The following is a 14,461-nucleotide window of genomic DNA, read 5'->3' as shown; positions in this document are numbered from 1 at the left end:
GAAAACTGCTCATTCTGTTTGGCTGCTTCCTACCAGTAAGAACCACGGCTGACGCTAGGCTTTTGGCTGGGCGATACAGGACGTGTCGCTGACTCCTCAGACATGGAAGACGCAGATGGCTCAACTCTATAGAAGCCGGCAAGCCGGCATGACCCTGATCGAAGTTCTGATTGCGCTGTTGATCCTGGTGATCAGCCTGCTGGGTGCTGCCGGCATACAGCTCAATGCCCTGAAGTACACCGGCAGTGCGTTGATGAGCACCCAGGCCAGCTTTATTGCCTACGCCATGCTGGATCGAATGCGCGCCAACTCAAACGGTGACTACCGGATTTCGGCCATGGAGCAGGTTAGCCCAACGGCCGCGGGGGTTGCCGGCCATGACCTGAGTGAGTTCAAGCGCAACATTCGTGATTTAGGCGGGGAGAACGTCCGCGGAGAAATTGCTGTCATTGGCCAGCAGGCAAATATCACGCTGCAATGGAATGACGCTCGCGCTGGCAAGTATGAAGGCAACTCGGGCGCATTTACCCTGAGTAGTCACATAGCCGGTGATGCAGGGGTTAATGCATCGTGAGAAGCCCAAGTTCAGGTTTCGGGCTTATTGAACTGATGGTGGCGCTGGCGCTGGGGTTGCTGGTGGTGTTGGGGCTGACCCAGGTGTTTTTAAGCACCCGTGAGACTTACCTGAGTCAACGCGCATCGGCGTTGCTACAGGAGGATGCGCGTTATGTCCTGAGTAAACTGGCCCAGGAAATTCGCATGGCGGGCATGTTTGGTTGCCTTTCGAGTGATCGCATTCTTGATGCGCCCGCAGCGTTTCAAACACCTGTGTCCTGGCAAGGGGCTGCGGGCTCGTTGCGAATGATCAGTGCGGATGTGGGGCCTCAAGGGGGCAGGCCGGACTGGACGGTCGTGACTGACTGCACCACTTTTGCAAAAGCGTATCCGGGTGCGCGGCTGTCTGTGGCTCCCGGCGAAACCGCTTTACCAGTGCGGGAGGTGTTTTACAGTTTTGAAAATGGGCAATTGAAGGTCGGGCACCAAAAAGCCGTATTGCTCGACAATGTAGCTGCGTTTGACGTGAGTTTTGGCGTGGCCGCTTCGGCGAGTGCGCAGTCGGTGCTGCGCTATGAAGCTCGCCCGGCTGTTGTTGCCAGTATCCGCAGCGTACGCATCGCCTTGACGCTGCGAGATCCCGGTGCGCGGGTCAGGGATCAGGCCTATCACCTGGTTGTTGCTCTGCGTAATCGACTGGCTTAAGGGGCTGTGCCATTGAATTCTCAGAGCGGCATGGCGTTACTGGTCAGCCTGGTTTTTATGCTGCTGCTGAGCCTGGTCGGCCTGGCATCAATAGTCAGCGCGACTCAGCAGGCAAAAATGGCCGGCAGCGCCCAACACGCCAATCACTCATTCCAGGCTGCAGAATCTGCGCTGCGCAGTGGTGAGTCCTGGCTTCAAGCCGAATGGCGCACCATGGTGGGTTGCGCTTCGCCAGCCGGCTGTAGCCCGCCAGTGACGGTTCTGGCCGGGCCTGCAATTGAGCCGGAGTCCGGGGTGCGCTGGATACGGATTCCGGATGGGCTGTTTGGCGTTCAGAGCCTTGGCCCCAGTACCGGGTCGGCCCATCTGCCAGTTACGGCGATTAGCCATTTGTACCGAGTGACAGGCATTGGTTTTCGCGGGCAGTCGCGCACCGTGCTGGAAAGCATTTATGCACGTTATCAGGACGGGGATGACGGCGATGAAGGGCGCATGCCACAGCGCTTCCGCAGGATTATGTGGCGGCAACTGCAATAGGAAATACGCAATGTATAAATATGGAGCAGGTTTTACCCTGATCGAACTGATGATCGTGGTGCTGATCATCGGTATCCTTGGCGCATTCGTTTATCCGCAGTACAGCGATTATGTGAAGCGGGCTTATCGCGCTCAAATCATCGTCCAGCTGTCGGAACAGGCCCAAAGTCTTGAGCGGTTTTATGCAAGAAACGCGGTATATAACGGTGGGCAAAACCTCAGTTCAGGTAATCAGTATTACGACATTACGTCCGATCTTGCAGACCACACCTTCTTGCTAATGGCGACGCCCAAAGAGGGCTCGGCAATGGCGGGAGACCCTTGTGGCAGCTTTACGCTGGCCCACACGGGGCTGGCTGCGATTACCCAGGCCGCCCCTGGCATGACAGTGCAGCAGTGTTGGGGGCGCTAACGCTTTATTTTGAATGACGGGCTGGATCAATAGATGGCAAGGCAGCAACGTGTGGTGATTGTCGGGGGCGGGGTTATCGGTCTGCTGACTGCGTTTAATCTGGCTGCTGATGTAGAGCAGGTGATCCTGCTGGATCGTGGCGGGGTAGGGCAGGAGTCTTCATGGGCTGGTGGCGGGATTGTTTCGCCGCTCTACCCGTGGCGCTACAACTGTGCGGTGACGGCGTTGGCGCACTGGTCCCAGGATTTTTACCCACAGCTGGCCGAGCGTTTGTTTGCCTCCACGGGTGTTGACCCGGAAGTTCACACTACCGGTTTGTACTGGCTGGATCTGGACGATGAAACCCAGGCTCTGGAGTGGGCCCAGCGTGAGCGTCGGCCGCTGGCTGCGGTCGATATTTCTGCGGTTACCGATGCAGTACCAGTACTGGGTGAGGGTTACTCCCGCGCTATCTATATGGCCGATGTGGCTAATGTGCGAAATCCGCGACTGGTGAAATCGCTCAAGGCTGCGCTGCAAGCAATGCCTAATGTCACGATTCATGAGCAATGCGAAGTGCTGGGGTTTATCCGCGAAGGCGAAAAAGTATCAGGTGTAAATACGGCTCGGGGCGAGATTCTTGGCGATGAGGTGGTCTTGTCGGCCGGGGCCTGGAGCGGTGAGTTGCTCAGCGGGCTCGGCCTTGTACTCCCGGTGGAGCCGGTTAAAGGGCAAATGATCTTGTACAAGTGCGATTCCGACTTTTTGTCGTGCATGGTGCTGGCAAAAGGGCGTTATGCCATCCCGCGTCGTGACGGTCATATCTTGATCGGGAGCACGCTGGAGCACGAAGGTTTTGATAAAGCCCCGACCCAAACGGCCCTTGAGAGCCTGAAAGCTTCGGCCGTCGAGTTAATTCCGGCATTGGCCGATGCTCAAGTGGTCGGGCATTGGGCTGGCTTGCGCCCGGGTTCGCCTGAAGGCATTCCCTATATCGGGCGGGTGTCGGGTTTTGAAGGGTTATGGCTCAACTGCGGGCATTATCGAAACGGGCTGGTCCTGGCACCGGCTTCCTGCCAGTTGTTCGCTGACTTGCTGTTGGGCCGTGAACCAATAATTGACCCCGCACCTTATGCGCCAGAGGGGCGTATCTGAACATAGGCAGGCAAGAACCCCTGTAGCTGCTGCCAACGCAGCGGCTACAGGGGTTGTGCAGGTCTAGCCTCGCGGCTTTGGCCCTTGCTCCAGATGGTTCTGGGTGCAATACCACTCTTGTTGCTGGCTCAGTGCACGATCGCGGGGCAGGTGCACGCCGCAGTGGGCGCAACGCACCATGGGCTGAGCGCCGGGATCAACCGGCTTTTTGGTCGCCAGTGTGCTGGCCTTGTATTTGCGCCAGAACCACACGCCTGCAGCAATCAGAGCAGCCCAGATCAGTAAACGAAGCATGGTTATCCGCTATTCAAGAAAAGATACGCCAGTTTAGCCAAGGACTTGGCAGGCGCACAGCACCAAATCGAGATCAAAAAAAAGAGCCCGAGGGCTCTTTTTTTGATGGGCTGAACGATCAGTCGAACAGGCCAAGTGTCATGTAGCTGAACCACGAGCGGCTTGGGGTTTGAGCTTCAGGTGCTTCGATGATGTTGCCATCGGCATCTTTTGGCTTCAACTCGGCCGGAATCGCGTCCTTGGCATCCTGATACTGCTTCTGGATGTCCATGTTGGCGCGGGTTTCGCCCGGTGGCAGCGGCGTAGTGGACTCGATAAGGCCCAAAGTGGCCTTGCTCAGCCATGAACGGTTGTCCGACTCGGAAACCTGAGGCACGAACTGACCGTCAACCAGGCTCGGGTGGTCCGGGTAGTTGGCTTTGAGCACTTCGAGGCTGGTACTGGCCAGCTGGTCTAGGTGCATGCGCTGATACGACTCAACCATTACCGCCAGGCCGTCACCGACCGAAGGGGTTTCCTGGAAGTTTTCGACTACATAGCGACCACGGTTGGCAGCAGCTACATAGGCCTGACGTGTCAGGTAGTAATCAGCTACGTGGATTTCATACGCAGCCAGCAGGTTGCGCAGGTAGATCATGCGCTGCTTGGCATCAGGTGCGTAACGGCTGTTGGGGTAGCGGCTGGTGAGCTGGGCGAACTCGTTGTAAGAGTCGCGTGCAGCGCCTGGGTCGCGCTTGGTCATGTCCAGCGGCAGGAAGCGCGCCAGCAGGCCCACGTCCTGGTCGAACGAGGTCAGACCTTTGAGGTAATAGGCGTAATCGACGTTGGGGTGCTGTGGATGCAGGCGGATAAACCGCTCGGCAGCGGACTTGGCAGCTTCCGGTTCGGAGTTTTTGTAGTAGGCGTAAATCAGTTCAAGCTGGGCCTGGTCGGCATAGCGACCGAACGGGTAGCGTGACTCAAGTGCCTTGAGTTTGGCGGTAGCACTGGTATAGCTGTGGTTGTCCAGGTCGGCCTGTGCCTGCTGGTACAGCTCGACTTCGCTGAGGTTTTCGTCAACTACTTCTTTTGTCGACGAGCAAGCGGCAGTCAGTGCGAGGATGGCGATCAGCAGCAGGTGTCTCACTTGCATGGCGGCTTGCGTCCCTATGACGGCCGCTGTCTTGGGCGGGTCCGTCCTGTTATGATGAGCGCCCCGTGAAAAGCCTCGGGGCAAAAGACGCCGTATTTAACCACAAGCGCGCAGCCGAAACCAAAGGCTTGGCGCGGTCCTGATGAGCATGTCCGAGAAAATTCAACTTCGCGAAGAGGTGCCGTCCGAACTGGGTGGCCAACGCCTCGATCAAGTCGCCGCACAATTATTCGCTGAGCACTCGCGCTCGCGCCTTTCCGCCTGGATCAAAGACGGCCGTCTTACTGTGGACGGAGCCGTCATACGCCCCCGTGACATCGTGCACGGCGGTTGCATCCTGGAGCTGACTGCAGAGCAGGAAGCACAGGGTGAGTGGATCGCTGAAGACATCCCCCTGGATATCGTCTATGAAGACGATGACATCCTGGTCATCAACAAGCCTGCGGGCCTGGTGGTGCACCCGGCTGCAGGGCATGCCAGTGGCACTTTGCTCAATGCCTTGCTGCATCACGTACCGGACATTATCAATGTGCCGCGTGCGGGGATCGTGCATCGCCTGGACAAAGACACCACCGGTCTGATGGTGGTCGCCAAGACCATTCAGGCGCAGACGCAACTTGTTACACAGTTGCAGAGCCGCAGTGTCAGCCGGATCTATGAATGCATTGTTATCGGTGTCGTCACCGCCGGGGGCAAGATCGACGCGCCCATCGGCCGTCACGGCCAGCAACGCCAGCGTATGGCGGTAATGGAAGGTGGCAAGCAGGCGGTGAGTCATTACCGTGTGCTTGAGCGTTTCCGTTCCCACACCCATGTGCGGGTCAAGCTGGAAACCGGTCGTACTCACCAGATTCGTGTGCATATGTCCCACATCAACTTCCCGTTGGTCGGAGACCCAGCCTACGGCGGTCGCTTCCGCATTCCGCCGTCTGCCAGCGTGACGATGGTCGAATCGCTGAAAAACTTTCCGCGTCAGGCGCTCCATGCTCGCTTCCTCGAGCTGGATCATCCGACGACCGGTAAGCGCATGAGCTGGGAATCGCCACTGCCGGACGACTTTGTCTGGTTGTTGACGTTGCTCAAGCAAGACCGTGAGGCATTCATCGGGTGAACACTTTCCTGATTCCTGACTGGCCTGCGCCGGCTGGCATCAGGGCCTGTGTGACCACCCGTGCGGGCGGCGTCAGCCTGGCGCCGTTCGACAGCTTCAACCTGGGCGACCATGTTGGCGACGACCCTGTGGCCGTTGCGCATAACCGCCAGCGCCTCACCCATATTTTTGACGTACAGCCCGCTTGGCTTAGCCAGGTTCACGGGGTTGTGGTCGTACCTGCCAATCCCGAACTGATTGTTGAAGCCGATGCCAGCTGGACGGCAACCCCCGGGGTCGCCTGCACGGCGATGACGGCGGACTGCTTGCCGGCATTGTTCTGCGATCGTGCCGGGACCCGTGTCGCGGCAGCCCATGCCGGCTGGCGCGGGCTGGCCGCCGGGGTGCTTGAGGCTGCAGCCCAAAGCCTCAATGTTGAGCCCCGGGATATCCTGGTGTGGCTGGGGCCGGCGATTGGCCCCAAGGCATTTGAAGTGGGTGCCGAGGTTCGGGAAGTCTTTGTCACAGACATGCCCGAAGCGGCTGACGCCTTTGTGCCCGGCGTCAATGCCGGGCGCTACATGGCGGACATCTATGAGCTGGCGCGCCTGCGTTTGGCTCGCTTTGGCATCACTGCGGTATACGGTGGCGGTTTTTGCACCGTGACCGACCCTCGCTTTTTCTCCTACCGGCGCAGTCCTCGTACTGGCCGTTTTGCATCACTGGTTTGGATCGAAAGACCGTCCAGCTGATCTGCGTCATTTTCCAAACGCTTGAAACTCCCGTAATCGCCCGCATCTACTATGGTATCTGGCAGGTTTCTTCATTCAGGAGTTTCCATCCCTCCGGCCTGCTCATAAGGAAGGTGACGAATGCGTATAGATAGATTAACCAGCAAGTTGCAGTTGGCGTTGTCCGATGCTCAGTCTTTGGCTGTAGGCCTTGATCATCCGGCCATTGAACCAGCGCACTTGATGCAGGCATTGCTGGAACAGCAGGGCGGTTCGATCAAGCCGCTGCTGATGCAAGTCGGTTTTGATGTAAACAGCCTGCGCAAAGAGCTGACCAAAGAGCTCGATCAGCTGCCAAAAATCCAGAATCCTACTGGCGACGTGAATATGTCGCAGGATTTGGCACGCCTGCTTAACCAGGCAGACCGTCTGGCGCAGCAAAAAGGCGATCAGTACATCACCAGCGAGTTGGTATTGCTGGCTGCGATGGACGAAAACAGCAAGCTGGGCAAATTGTTGCTGGGCCAGGGCGTAACCAAAAAGGCTCTGGAAAACGCGATCAACAACTTGCGCGGTGGCGAAGCGGTCAACGACCCTAACGTCGAAGAGTCGCGTCAGGCGCTGGATAAATACACCATCGACCTGACCAAGCGTGCCGAAGAAGGCAAACTCGATCCGGTCATTGGTCGTGACGATGAAATTCGGCGCACCATTCAGGTCTTGCAGCGCCGTACCAAAAACAACCCGGTACTGATCGGTGAGCCTGGTGTGGGTAAAACCGCGATTGCCGAAGGCTTGGCGCAACGGATCATCAATGGTGAAGTGCCTGATGGCCTCAAAGGCAAACGCCTGCTGTCGCTGGATATAGGTGCGTTGATTGCCGGTGCCAAGTTCCGTGGTGAGTTTGAAGAGCGCCTTAAAGCACTGCTGAACGAGCTGTCGAAGCAGGAAGGTCAAATCATCCTGTTTATCGACGAACTGCACGTGATGGTCGGTGCTGGCAAGGGCGAGGGCGCAATGGATGCGGGCAATATGCTCAAGCCTGCGCTGGCCCGTGGTGAGTTGCACTGCGTAGGTGCGACCACGCTTAACGAGTATCGCCAGTACATCGAGAAGGATGCAGCCCTTGAACGGCGCTTCCAGAAAGTACTGGTGGATGAGCCGAGCGAAGAAGACACCATCGCGATTCTGCGTGGCTTGAAAGAGCGCTATGAGGTTCACCACAAGGTGGCGATCACCGACGGTGCAATTATCGCTGCGGTCAAACTCAGCCATCGTTACATCACTGATCGGCAGTTGCCTGACAAGGCGATTGACCTGATGGACGAAGCGGCAAGCCGTATCCGCATGGAGATTGACTCCAAGCCTGAGGTGCTGGACCGCCTTGAGCGTCGTTTGATTCAACTGAAAGTTGAAGCTCAGGCGCTGAAGAAAGAAGAAGACGAGGCGGCGAAAAAACGGCTCGAGAAACTGCAGGAAGAAATTCAGCGCCATGAGCGCGAGTATTCTGACCTGGAAGAAATCTGGACCTCGGAAAAAGCCGAAGTACAGGGCTCTGCCCAGATCCAGCAAAAGATCGAGCAGGCCCGCCAGGAGCTTGAAGTAGCGCGTCGCAGCGGCAACCTCAACCGCATGGCCGAGTTGCAGTACGGGATCATTCCCGACCTGGAGCGCAGCCTGCAAATGGTCGATGAGCACAGCAACAAAACTGAGAATCAGTTGTTGCGCAGCAAAGTGACCGAAGAAGAAATCGCTGAAGTGGTGTCGAAGTGGACCGGTATTCCGGTCTCCAAGATGCTTGAAGGCGAGCGCGACAAGCTGATGAAGATGGAGAGCTTGCTGCATGAGCGCGTGATCGGCCAAGACGAGGCGGTTGTGGCCGTGTCCAATGCCGTACGCCGTTCGCGTGCCGGCTTGAGTGACCCTAACCGTCCAAGCGGCTCGTTCATGTTCCTGGGCCCGACCGGTGTGGGTAAAACCGAGTTGTGCAAGGCGCTGGCCGAGTTCCTCTTTGATACTGAAGAGGCGATGGTGCGTATCGATATGTCCGAGTTCATGGAGAAACATTCCGTCGCTCGACTCATTGGTGCTCCACCAGGCTATGTAGGCTACGAAGAAGGTGGTTACCTGACCGAAGCAGTACGGCGCAAGCCTTACTCGGTGATCTTGCTGGACGAAGTCGAGAAGGCTCACCCGGATGTATTCAACGTGTTGCTGCAAGTGCTTGAAGACGGTCGACTGACTGACAGCCATGGCCGCACGGTGGACTTCCGCAACACGGTGATCGTGATGACTTCCAACCTGGGCTCTGCACAGATCCAGGAGCTGGTGGGTGATCGTGAGGCACAGCGTGCTGCGGTGATGGATGCAGTGAGTACGCACTTCCGTCCGGAGTTTGTGAACCGGATCGACGAAGTAGTGATCTTCGAGCCTCTGGCCCGCGATCAGATTGCCGGTATCGCTGATATCCAGTTGGGTCGTCTGCGTAGTCGTCTGGCTGAGCGCGACCTTAGCCTTGAGTTGAACCAGGAGGCTTTGGATAAGTTGATTGCGGTGGGTTACGACCCTGTGTATGGCGCACGCCCTCTGAAACGTGCGATTCAGCGCTGGATCGAAAACCCGTTGGCTCAACTGATTCTGTCCGGTCAGTTCTTGCCAGGCACCACGGTTGTGGCCAGTGTGAAAGACGACGAAATCGTCTTCGTATAAGGCTCAAAACCGGTGTTTTAAGGAAGGCCTCGCTTTGCGAGGCCTTTTTTTACTTAGGGTGTTGATCTGTAAGGAAAACGCTTGTAAGATGCGCCCCGCAGTAAGTCACCCGCAACGGCAACTTGGCCCAAACCGAGAAGCCCGCTAGAAGAGCTAAGTAATTGTCTTCTAACGAAAAATAAGGGTTGACAAGGGTTTTAAAGCTTGTAGAATAGCCGACCTCAGAGACGCCAACGCAGCGATGCGAAGAACTCGAAGAGTGTTGCAAGGTAGTAAAGAAGCACCGTTGTAGATTGAAATATGTAGTTCCGCGATAGCTCAGTTGGTAGAGCAAATGACTGTTAATCATTGGGTCCCTGGTTCGAGTCCAGGTCGTGGAGCCATTTTCAAGCCGGGGTATAGCGCAGTCCGGTAGCGCGCCTGCTTTGGGAGCAGGATGTCAGGAGTTCGAATCCCCTTACCCCGACCATTTTTGGGTCGTTAGCTCAGTTGGTAGAGCAGTTGGCTTTTAACCAATTGGTCGTAGGTTCGAATCCCACACGACCCACCATTTTTGGTTCCAGTTAACCCTGGAGCTAGATCTTAAGATCAGAGGCCAAAAGCACTGATCGCAGAAGGCGCCTCTAGAAGGTGCCTTTTTTTTACCGGGGTATAGCGCAGTCCGGTAGCGCGCCTGCTTTGGGAGCAGGATGTCAGGAGTTCGAATCCCCTTACCCCGACCATTTTCTGCCCGGCAGTAATGGGTGTAGAAAATAAGGTACTGATGCCAATCGCATCAGATGCCATAAAAAAAGCGTCCTTAGGGACGCTTTTTTTATGCCTGCAGAAAACCAGGCCTGTAGTCGCTGCCAAGGTACACAGGCTGCGATGTGCATAACGCGGTTCATCCGACGAACCGCATTGATGACTCGCAGCCGCAACTACTATGAGCCTCAGCTTACGCTTGGGGTTGCTGGTGGGGTCATAACCGGACTTGAACTTTCCCTTGCGGCCTTGTCGTCCGCATTTTGCAGATCCTGCAATGCTGCGGAATATTGATCGGCCTGCGCCTTGGGCACCATCTGCCACGACGGCTTGCGCAGCGCGTAGAAGATAAACGGTGGCGCGCCTGCTACCACCAGCCCCAGCAATAAAACCCCCGCATACTCGAAAAACGGCATGCTGCTGAAATTATTTGGCGGGATAAAGCCGAAAATCAGCGCCACGCAGGTCGAAAACAGTCCCAGGTAGCACCAGCCGTGCAGCCCTTTGAGTACATAGCCGCGTTTGACGTTGGGCTGTGTCCTGCGCAGTTTCATGGCGGACATAAACATAAAGACGTAAATGATCAGGTACATCAGTGCGGCCATGGCACTGATCATCCAGAACGCATCCGACACGTTGTCGATAAAGATGTAGATAGTCGACAGCAGCGTCACGATCACCGCCTGTAAATACAAAATGTTTTTTTGCACGCCCTTACTGTTCACTTTTTGCATCACGGGTGGAAGCATCCCGGCCTTGCCGACAAACAGCAGGCCTGTGGATGGGCCCGCAGTCCAGGCCAGTACCCCGCCCAATGCGCCGATGATCAGCAAAATCGCCATGATGGGCGTTGCCCACGGCATATTGAAGCCTGCGAAGAAGGCGGCATAAGCCTGAATAACACCGGCGGTCAGGCTGGTGGAGTCAGCAGGGACTACCAGCGAAATCGCCACGGTCGGTGGGATAAACACCAGCAGAATCATGAAGAAGGCCAGCAGGATCGCCCGCGGCATTTCCTTTTGCGGGTTACTCAACTCGCGAGCGTGAATGGCGTTCATTTCGATACCGGCAAATGCCAGAAAGTTACTCACAATCAGTACCAGGCCGGTGATGGCGCCCGTAAATTCCCGCCATAAATCCGGATGCAGGTTGTGTGAGCCGGTTCTGACCGTGGAATGGGTATCGAAAATGGCCGGAATCAAAGCATCCCAGGTCAGTGGTGCAGCCGATTTGTGCCCCAGCACCAGCCAGGCCACACCAAGCAGTACCAGCAACGCAGCGGGCAATGCAGTGCCCAGCAGCATGAACCATGACGTCAGTTTCGACAGCGTGTTCAGCCCATTGAGCGCCACAAAGGTTGATAGCCAATACAGTACGATGATCACCGCTGCGGTGAATACCCCGCTCTTGGCCAGTTCCGGGTTGATCAGATAGGCCATGGTACTGGCGGCAAAGCCGAGCACGATGGGGTACCAGACCACCACCTGAATCCACATGAACCACATGATGAAAAAGCCGGGCCTGTCGCCGTAGGCTTGCCTCACCCAGCCATAAATCCCGCCATTCCAGCCTGTTCCCAGTTCAGAAGCGACCAGTGACACGGGGATGAAAAACAGCAGCGCCGGAATGACATAGAGAAATATCGAGCCCAGGCCATACACGGCCATGCTCGGCAGTGAACGGATGCTGGCAACGGCTGCAACCATCATGAAACAGATAGTGAGCCACGACATGTAAGTTTTAGCTTTGCTGGCGTTAGCCATAAACACCTCCTTTCATTTCTCGTGATTAGTGCAGCAGGCTCAGGTTGAGCGTGCTGCTGAGGTGTTCGGCGGCCAGCTGACCGCGAACGCTGTTCCCAGCCACATCCAGCGGCGGAGCAAAAGCCGCGATGGCGCACACGCCGGGCACCACGGCCAGAATCCCGCCTCCGACCCCGCTTTTACCCGGCAGGCCGACCTTGTAATACCAGTCGCCAGTGGTGTCATACAGACCATTCATGGTCATCTCGCTGAGGATTGGCGCCACGTTTTTGGCCGCCACGACTTGCTTGCCGGTGACCGGATTGACGCCGCCGTTGGCCAGCGTAGCGCCCATGGTCACCAGGTCATGGCAGGTAATCGAGACCGAACATTGGCGGGTATACACGGCGCACACTTCCATGGGATCGGCGTACATATAACCGTAACTCTGCAGCAACCAGGCAATCCCGCGGTTGTGTTGATTGCTGGAGGCTTCGGATTTGTACACCTCTTCGTTAACGCTCAATTGGCGTCCGGCAAAAGCGTTGTAAGTGGCCTGGATCTGCTCCCAGCGGGCTTGTGCCGTTTGGGCTTCAATCAGGCTGACAGTGGCCATGGCGCCGGCATTTACAAAGGGGTTGAGCGGTCGGCCCTTGTGCAGTTCCAGGGCAACCACCGAGTTGAATGGCTCGCCCGTCGGGTCGCAGCCGATCTTGCTGCGCAAGGCCTTTGGCCCAAGCTCATCCAGCACGTGGGCGAGGGTGAATACCTTGGAAATCGACTCGATGGCGAAGGCGTAATCGGTGTCACCGACCTCGGCATGGGTGCCATCACAAAACATGATGCTGATGCCGAACAGGTGGGATGGTACCGAGGCCAGGTAAGGGATGTAGCTGGCATTTTTGCCGTGATGATTGCTGGAAAACCGTTGCAGGGCTTCCTCCAGCGCCTGTTTTACCGTGCTGTCGACGGTCGTGGGTCTTTGCTTCATCGTGCTCGCTCCGTGAGTGCTTTCAGGAATCGAGACTATAGATCGAAAAATTTACGGTGGTCGGAAATCGGACGGCAGACTCGAAATGCTTGTCTATGCTGGCTGGGTCGAAGCTGAGCCAATGGGAGAACGCCAAGCTCGGTTGTTGTCCATTACTCAAGGAGAATTCACATGGCACTGCACCGCATTAAGCGCAGCACGGAAGTCGATCCCGTATTTGGTTCTTCTGCTCTGGCACACGCCGCGGCGACCAAAAAATTCCCCGAAGCCGAGCAATCGGCGCGAGAGGTTTACCAACTGGTACACGATGAGTTGTACCTGGATGGTAACGCCCGCCAGAACCTCGCCACCTTCTGCCAAACATGGGAAGAAGATGAGGTTCACAAGCTGATGGACCTGTCGATCGACAAGAACATGATCGACAAGGACGAATATCCGCAATCAGCCGAACTGGAGAATCGCTGTATCCACATGCTGGCAGACCTATGGCATTCGCCGTCGTCGGCCAGCACCATCGGTACTTCGACTGTGGGCTCCAGCGAAGCCTGCATGCTCAGTGGCCTGGCGGCGTTGTGGCGCTGGCGGGCGGTGCGCAAGGCCGCAGGCAAGCCGGCATCTACGCCGAACATGGTGTGCGGGCCTGTACAGGTTTGCTGGCACAAATTTGCCCGTTACTGGGACATAGAAATCCGTGAAGTGCCGATGTCCGAAGGTCATTGGTTCATGACGCCTGAGGACATGCTTGAGCGGGTAGATGAAAACACCATCGTGGTGGTGCCGACCTTTGGCCAGACGTTTACCGGTCTGTATGAAACCGTTAAGCCATTGTCCGATGCGCTGGACGATCTGGAAAAAAGCACCGGTCTGAGTGTTGATATTCACGTCGACGGCGCCAGTGGCGCGATGCTGGCTCCGTTTTGTGCGCCCGATGTTCTTTGGGATTTCCGGGTAGCACGGGTCAAGTCCATCAGCACTTCCGGGCACAAGTTCGGGCTGGCGCCTCTGGGGGCGGGCTGGGTGGTATGGCGTGATGTGATGGAGCTGCCTGAAGGGCTGATCTTCCACGTGAACTACCTGGGCGGTGATATGCCGACCTTTGCCCTCAATTTTTCGCGCCCGGCCGGGCAGATCATTGCGCAGTACTACAATTTCTTGCGCCTTGGGCGTGAGGGGTATGAGCGTATTCATTCGGCGTGCTACGAAACAGCGCAGTTTTTGGCACGGGAACTGGTCAAGATCGGGCCGTTTGAGATGCTCTACAACGGTGATCCGCAATTGGGGATTCCGGCGTTGACCTGGCGTTTGAAGCCAGGGGCGAATACCGGTTACTCACTGTATGACCTGGCAGACCGCCTGCGCATACGCGGTTGGTTGGTGCCGGCTTACAGCTTGCCGGCCAACGTTGAAAATGTGGTGGTGCAGCGGATTCTGGTGAAGCAGGGCATGTCGATCGACATGGCCAAATTGCTGCTGGCGGACTTTGCGCGGGATATTCAATTCTTTGCAGAGCACCAGCCCCACGGCTTTAAAGGCCGTGAAGCCGAGGCTGGGAATCACGCGGGGCGTTGACAGGGGGGCAAACTTCCTTTGTGGGAGCTGGCTTGCTCGCGATGCAAACGGCGCGATCTGTCAGGCAAATCGCAGTGATGCCATCGCGAGCAAGCCCGCTCCCACAGGATGAAAAG

The 14,461-nt window shown here is 56.8% G+C and carries 13 protein-coding genes and 4 tRNA genes; 13 read left to right on the top strand and 4 right to left on the bottom strand.

Going from position 1 to position 14,461, the window contains the following annotated elements; translation table 11 throughout:
- Nucleotides 1–115: 115 nt before the first annotated feature.
- The 5 genes from pilV to thiO are packed head-to-tail and all read left to right on the top strand — an operon-like array spanning nt 116 to nt 3,343.
- Nucleotides 116–574, top strand: coding sequence for a type IV pilus modification protein PilV (pilV, locus tag ACZRMS_RS18360; RefSeq protein WP_463996456.1), 459 nt, complete (start codon nt 116–118; stop codon nt 572–574).
- A complete protein-coding gene (locus ACZRMS_RS18355; protein ID WP_463996455.1) occupies nt 571–1,260 on the top strand; it encodes a PilW family protein in 690 nt (229 codons plus the stop codon). The genes pilV and ACZRMS_RS18355 overlap by 4 nt, the downstream gene beginning before the upstream one ends.
- 6 nt (nt 1,261–1,266) lie before the next feature.
- Nucleotides 1,267–1,797: a pilus assembly PilX family protein gene (locus ACZRMS_RS18350; protein ID WP_463996454.1), complete on the top strand. Its 531-nt coding sequence runs from the start codon at nt 1,267–1,269 to the stop codon at nt 1,795–1,797.
- Between the two features lie 10 nt (nt 1,798–1,807).
- The gene (locus ACZRMS_RS18345) at nt 1,808–2,209 is read left to right on the top strand and encodes a type IV pilin protein (protein ID WP_463996453.1); all 402 of its coding nucleotides are present in this window, start codon (nt 1,808–1,810) and stop codon (nt 2,207–2,209) included.
- 33 nt (nt 2,210–2,242) lie between these two features.
- A complete protein-coding gene (gene thiO / locus ACZRMS_RS18340) occupies nt 2,243–3,343 on the top strand; it encodes a glycine oxidase ThiO (protein ID WP_463996452.1) in 1,101 nt (366 codons plus the stop codon).
- 63 nt (nt 3,344–3,406) lie between these two features.
- Here thiO and ACZRMS_RS18335 read toward each other — a convergent pair whose 3' ends face one another.
- Together ACZRMS_RS18335 and ACZRMS_RS18330 are read right to left on the bottom strand one after the other, a co-directional pair.
- Nucleotides 3,407–3,637, bottom strand: coding sequence for a PP0621 family protein (locus tag ACZRMS_RS18335; RefSeq protein ID WP_463996451.1), 231 nt, complete (start codon nt 3,635–3,637; stop codon nt 3,407–3,409).
- Nucleotides 3,638–3,755: 118 nt separating this feature from the next.
- Nucleotides 3,756–4,769, bottom strand: coding sequence for an outer membrane protein assembly factor BamD (locus ACZRMS_RS18330; protein ID WP_463996450.1), 1,014 nt, complete (start codon nt 4,767–4,769; stop codon nt 3,756–3,758).
- 148 nt (nt 4,770–4,917) lie between these two features.
- On the opposite strand from ACZRMS_RS18330, the gene rluD reads away from it, so the two are divergent.
- The 7 genes from rluD to ACZRMS_RS18295 all read left to right on the top strand — a co-directional run bounded on the left by rluD (nt 4,918) and on the right by ACZRMS_RS18295 (nt 10,021).
- Nucleotides 4,918–5,880 (top strand): 23S rRNA pseudouridine(1911/1915/1917) synthase RluD, encoded by a 963-nt coding sequence (rluD, locus tag ACZRMS_RS18325; protein ID WP_463996449.1) that lies wholly within the window; start codon nt 4,918–4,920, stop codon nt 5,878–5,880.
- On the top strand, nt 5,877–6,611 hold the full coding sequence (gene pgeF, locus ACZRMS_RS18320; protein WP_463996448.1) for a peptidoglycan editing factor PgeF: 735 nt from the start codon (nt 5,877–5,879) through the stop codon (nt 6,609–6,611). Before rluD ends, pgeF begins: the two co-directional genes overlap by 4 nt.
- Before the next feature lie 120 nt (nt 6,612–6,731).
- Nucleotides 6,732–9,299: an ATP-dependent chaperone ClpB gene (gene clpB, locus ACZRMS_RS18315; RefSeq protein ID WP_463996447.1), complete on the top strand. Its 2,568-nt coding sequence runs from the start codon at nt 6,732–6,734 to the stop codon at nt 9,297–9,299.
- 307 nt (nt 9,300–9,606) lie between these two features.
- Nucleotides 9,607–9,682: transfer RNA gene (locus ACZRMS_RS18310), tRNA-Asn, on the top strand.
- A 9-nt stretch (nt 9,683–9,691) separates the two neighbouring features.
- Nucleotides 9,692–9,768 (top strand) — tRNA-Pro (locus ACZRMS_RS18305).
- A gap of 5 nt (nt 9,769–9,773) precedes the next feature.
- Nucleotides 9,774–9,849 (top strand) — tRNA-Lys (locus ACZRMS_RS18300).
- Nucleotides 9,850–9,944: 95 nt separating this feature from the next.
- Nucleotides 9,945–10,021: transfer RNA gene (locus ACZRMS_RS18295), tRNA-Pro, on the top strand.
- Nucleotides 10,022–10,231: 210 nt separating this feature from the next.
- Here ACZRMS_RS18295 and ACZRMS_RS18290 read toward each other — a convergent pair.
- Nucleotides 10,232–11,806: an amino acid permease gene (locus ACZRMS_RS18290; RefSeq protein WP_463996446.1), complete on the bottom strand. Its 1,575-nt coding sequence runs from the start codon at nt 11,804–11,806 to the stop codon at nt 10,232–10,234.
- Between the two features lie 25 nt (nt 11,807–11,831).
- Nucleotides 11,832–12,776, bottom strand: coding sequence for a glutaminase A (gene glsA, locus ACZRMS_RS18285; protein ID WP_463996445.1), 945 nt, complete (start codon nt 12,774–12,776; stop codon nt 11,832–11,834).
- A gap of 171 nt (nt 12,777–12,947) precedes the next feature.
- Between glsA and ACZRMS_RS18280 the strand changes: the two genes are divergently transcribed.
- A complete protein-coding gene (locus tag ACZRMS_RS18280; RefSeq protein ID WP_463996444.1) occupies nt 12,948–14,345 on the top strand; it encodes a glutamate decarboxylase in 1,398 nt (465 codons plus the stop codon).
- The last annotated feature ends 116 nt before the right edge of the window (nt 14,346–14,461 follow it).

The sequence above is a fragment of the Pseudomonas sp. B424 genome (assembly GCF_055408345.1).
The sequence above is the reverse complement of the archived record's forward strand: the minus strand, read 5'-3'. Positions and strand labels throughout refer to the sequence as shown.

Excerpts from the sequence above, each read along its gene's own strand:
- ACZRMS_RS18290 (WP_463996446.1), bottom strand. The coding sequence starts at position 11,806 with ATGGCTAACGCCAGCAAAGCTAAAACTTACATGTCGTGGCTCACTATC.
- rluD (WP_463996449.1), top strand. The coding sequence starts at position 4,918 with ATGTCCGAGAAAATTCAACTTCGCGAAGAGGTGCCGTCCGAACTGGGT.
- ACZRMS_RS18280 (WP_463996444.1), top strand. The coding sequence starts at position 12,948 with ATGGCACTGCACCGCATTAAGCGCAGCACGGAAGTCGATCCCGTATTT.
- glsA (WP_463996445.1), bottom strand. The coding sequence starts at position 12,776 with ATGAAGCAAAGACCCACGACCGTCGACAGCACGGTAAAACAGGCGCTG.
- pilV (WP_463996456.1), top strand. The coding sequence starts at position 116 with ATGGCTCAACTCTATAGAAGCCGGCAAGCCGGCATGACCCTGATCGAA.
- ACZRMS_RS18335 (WP_463996451.1), bottom strand. The coding sequence starts at position 3,637 with ATGCTTCGTTTACTGATCTGGGCTGCTCTGATTGCTGCAGGCGTGTGG.
- ACZRMS_RS18345 (WP_463996453.1), top strand. The coding sequence starts at position 1,808 with ATGTATAAATATGGAGCAGGTTTTACCCTGATCGAACTGATGATCGTG.
- thiO (WP_463996452.1), top strand. The coding sequence starts at position 2,243 with ATGGCAAGGCAGCAACGTGTGGTGATTGTCGGGGGCGGGGTTATCGGT.
- clpB (WP_463996447.1), top strand. The coding sequence starts at position 6,732 with ATGCGTATAGATAGATTAACCAGCAAGTTGCAGTTGGCGTTGTCCGAT.
- ACZRMS_RS18330 (WP_463996450.1), bottom strand. The coding sequence starts at position 4,769 with ATGCAAGTGAGACACCTGCTGCTGATCGCCATCCTCGCACTGACTGCC.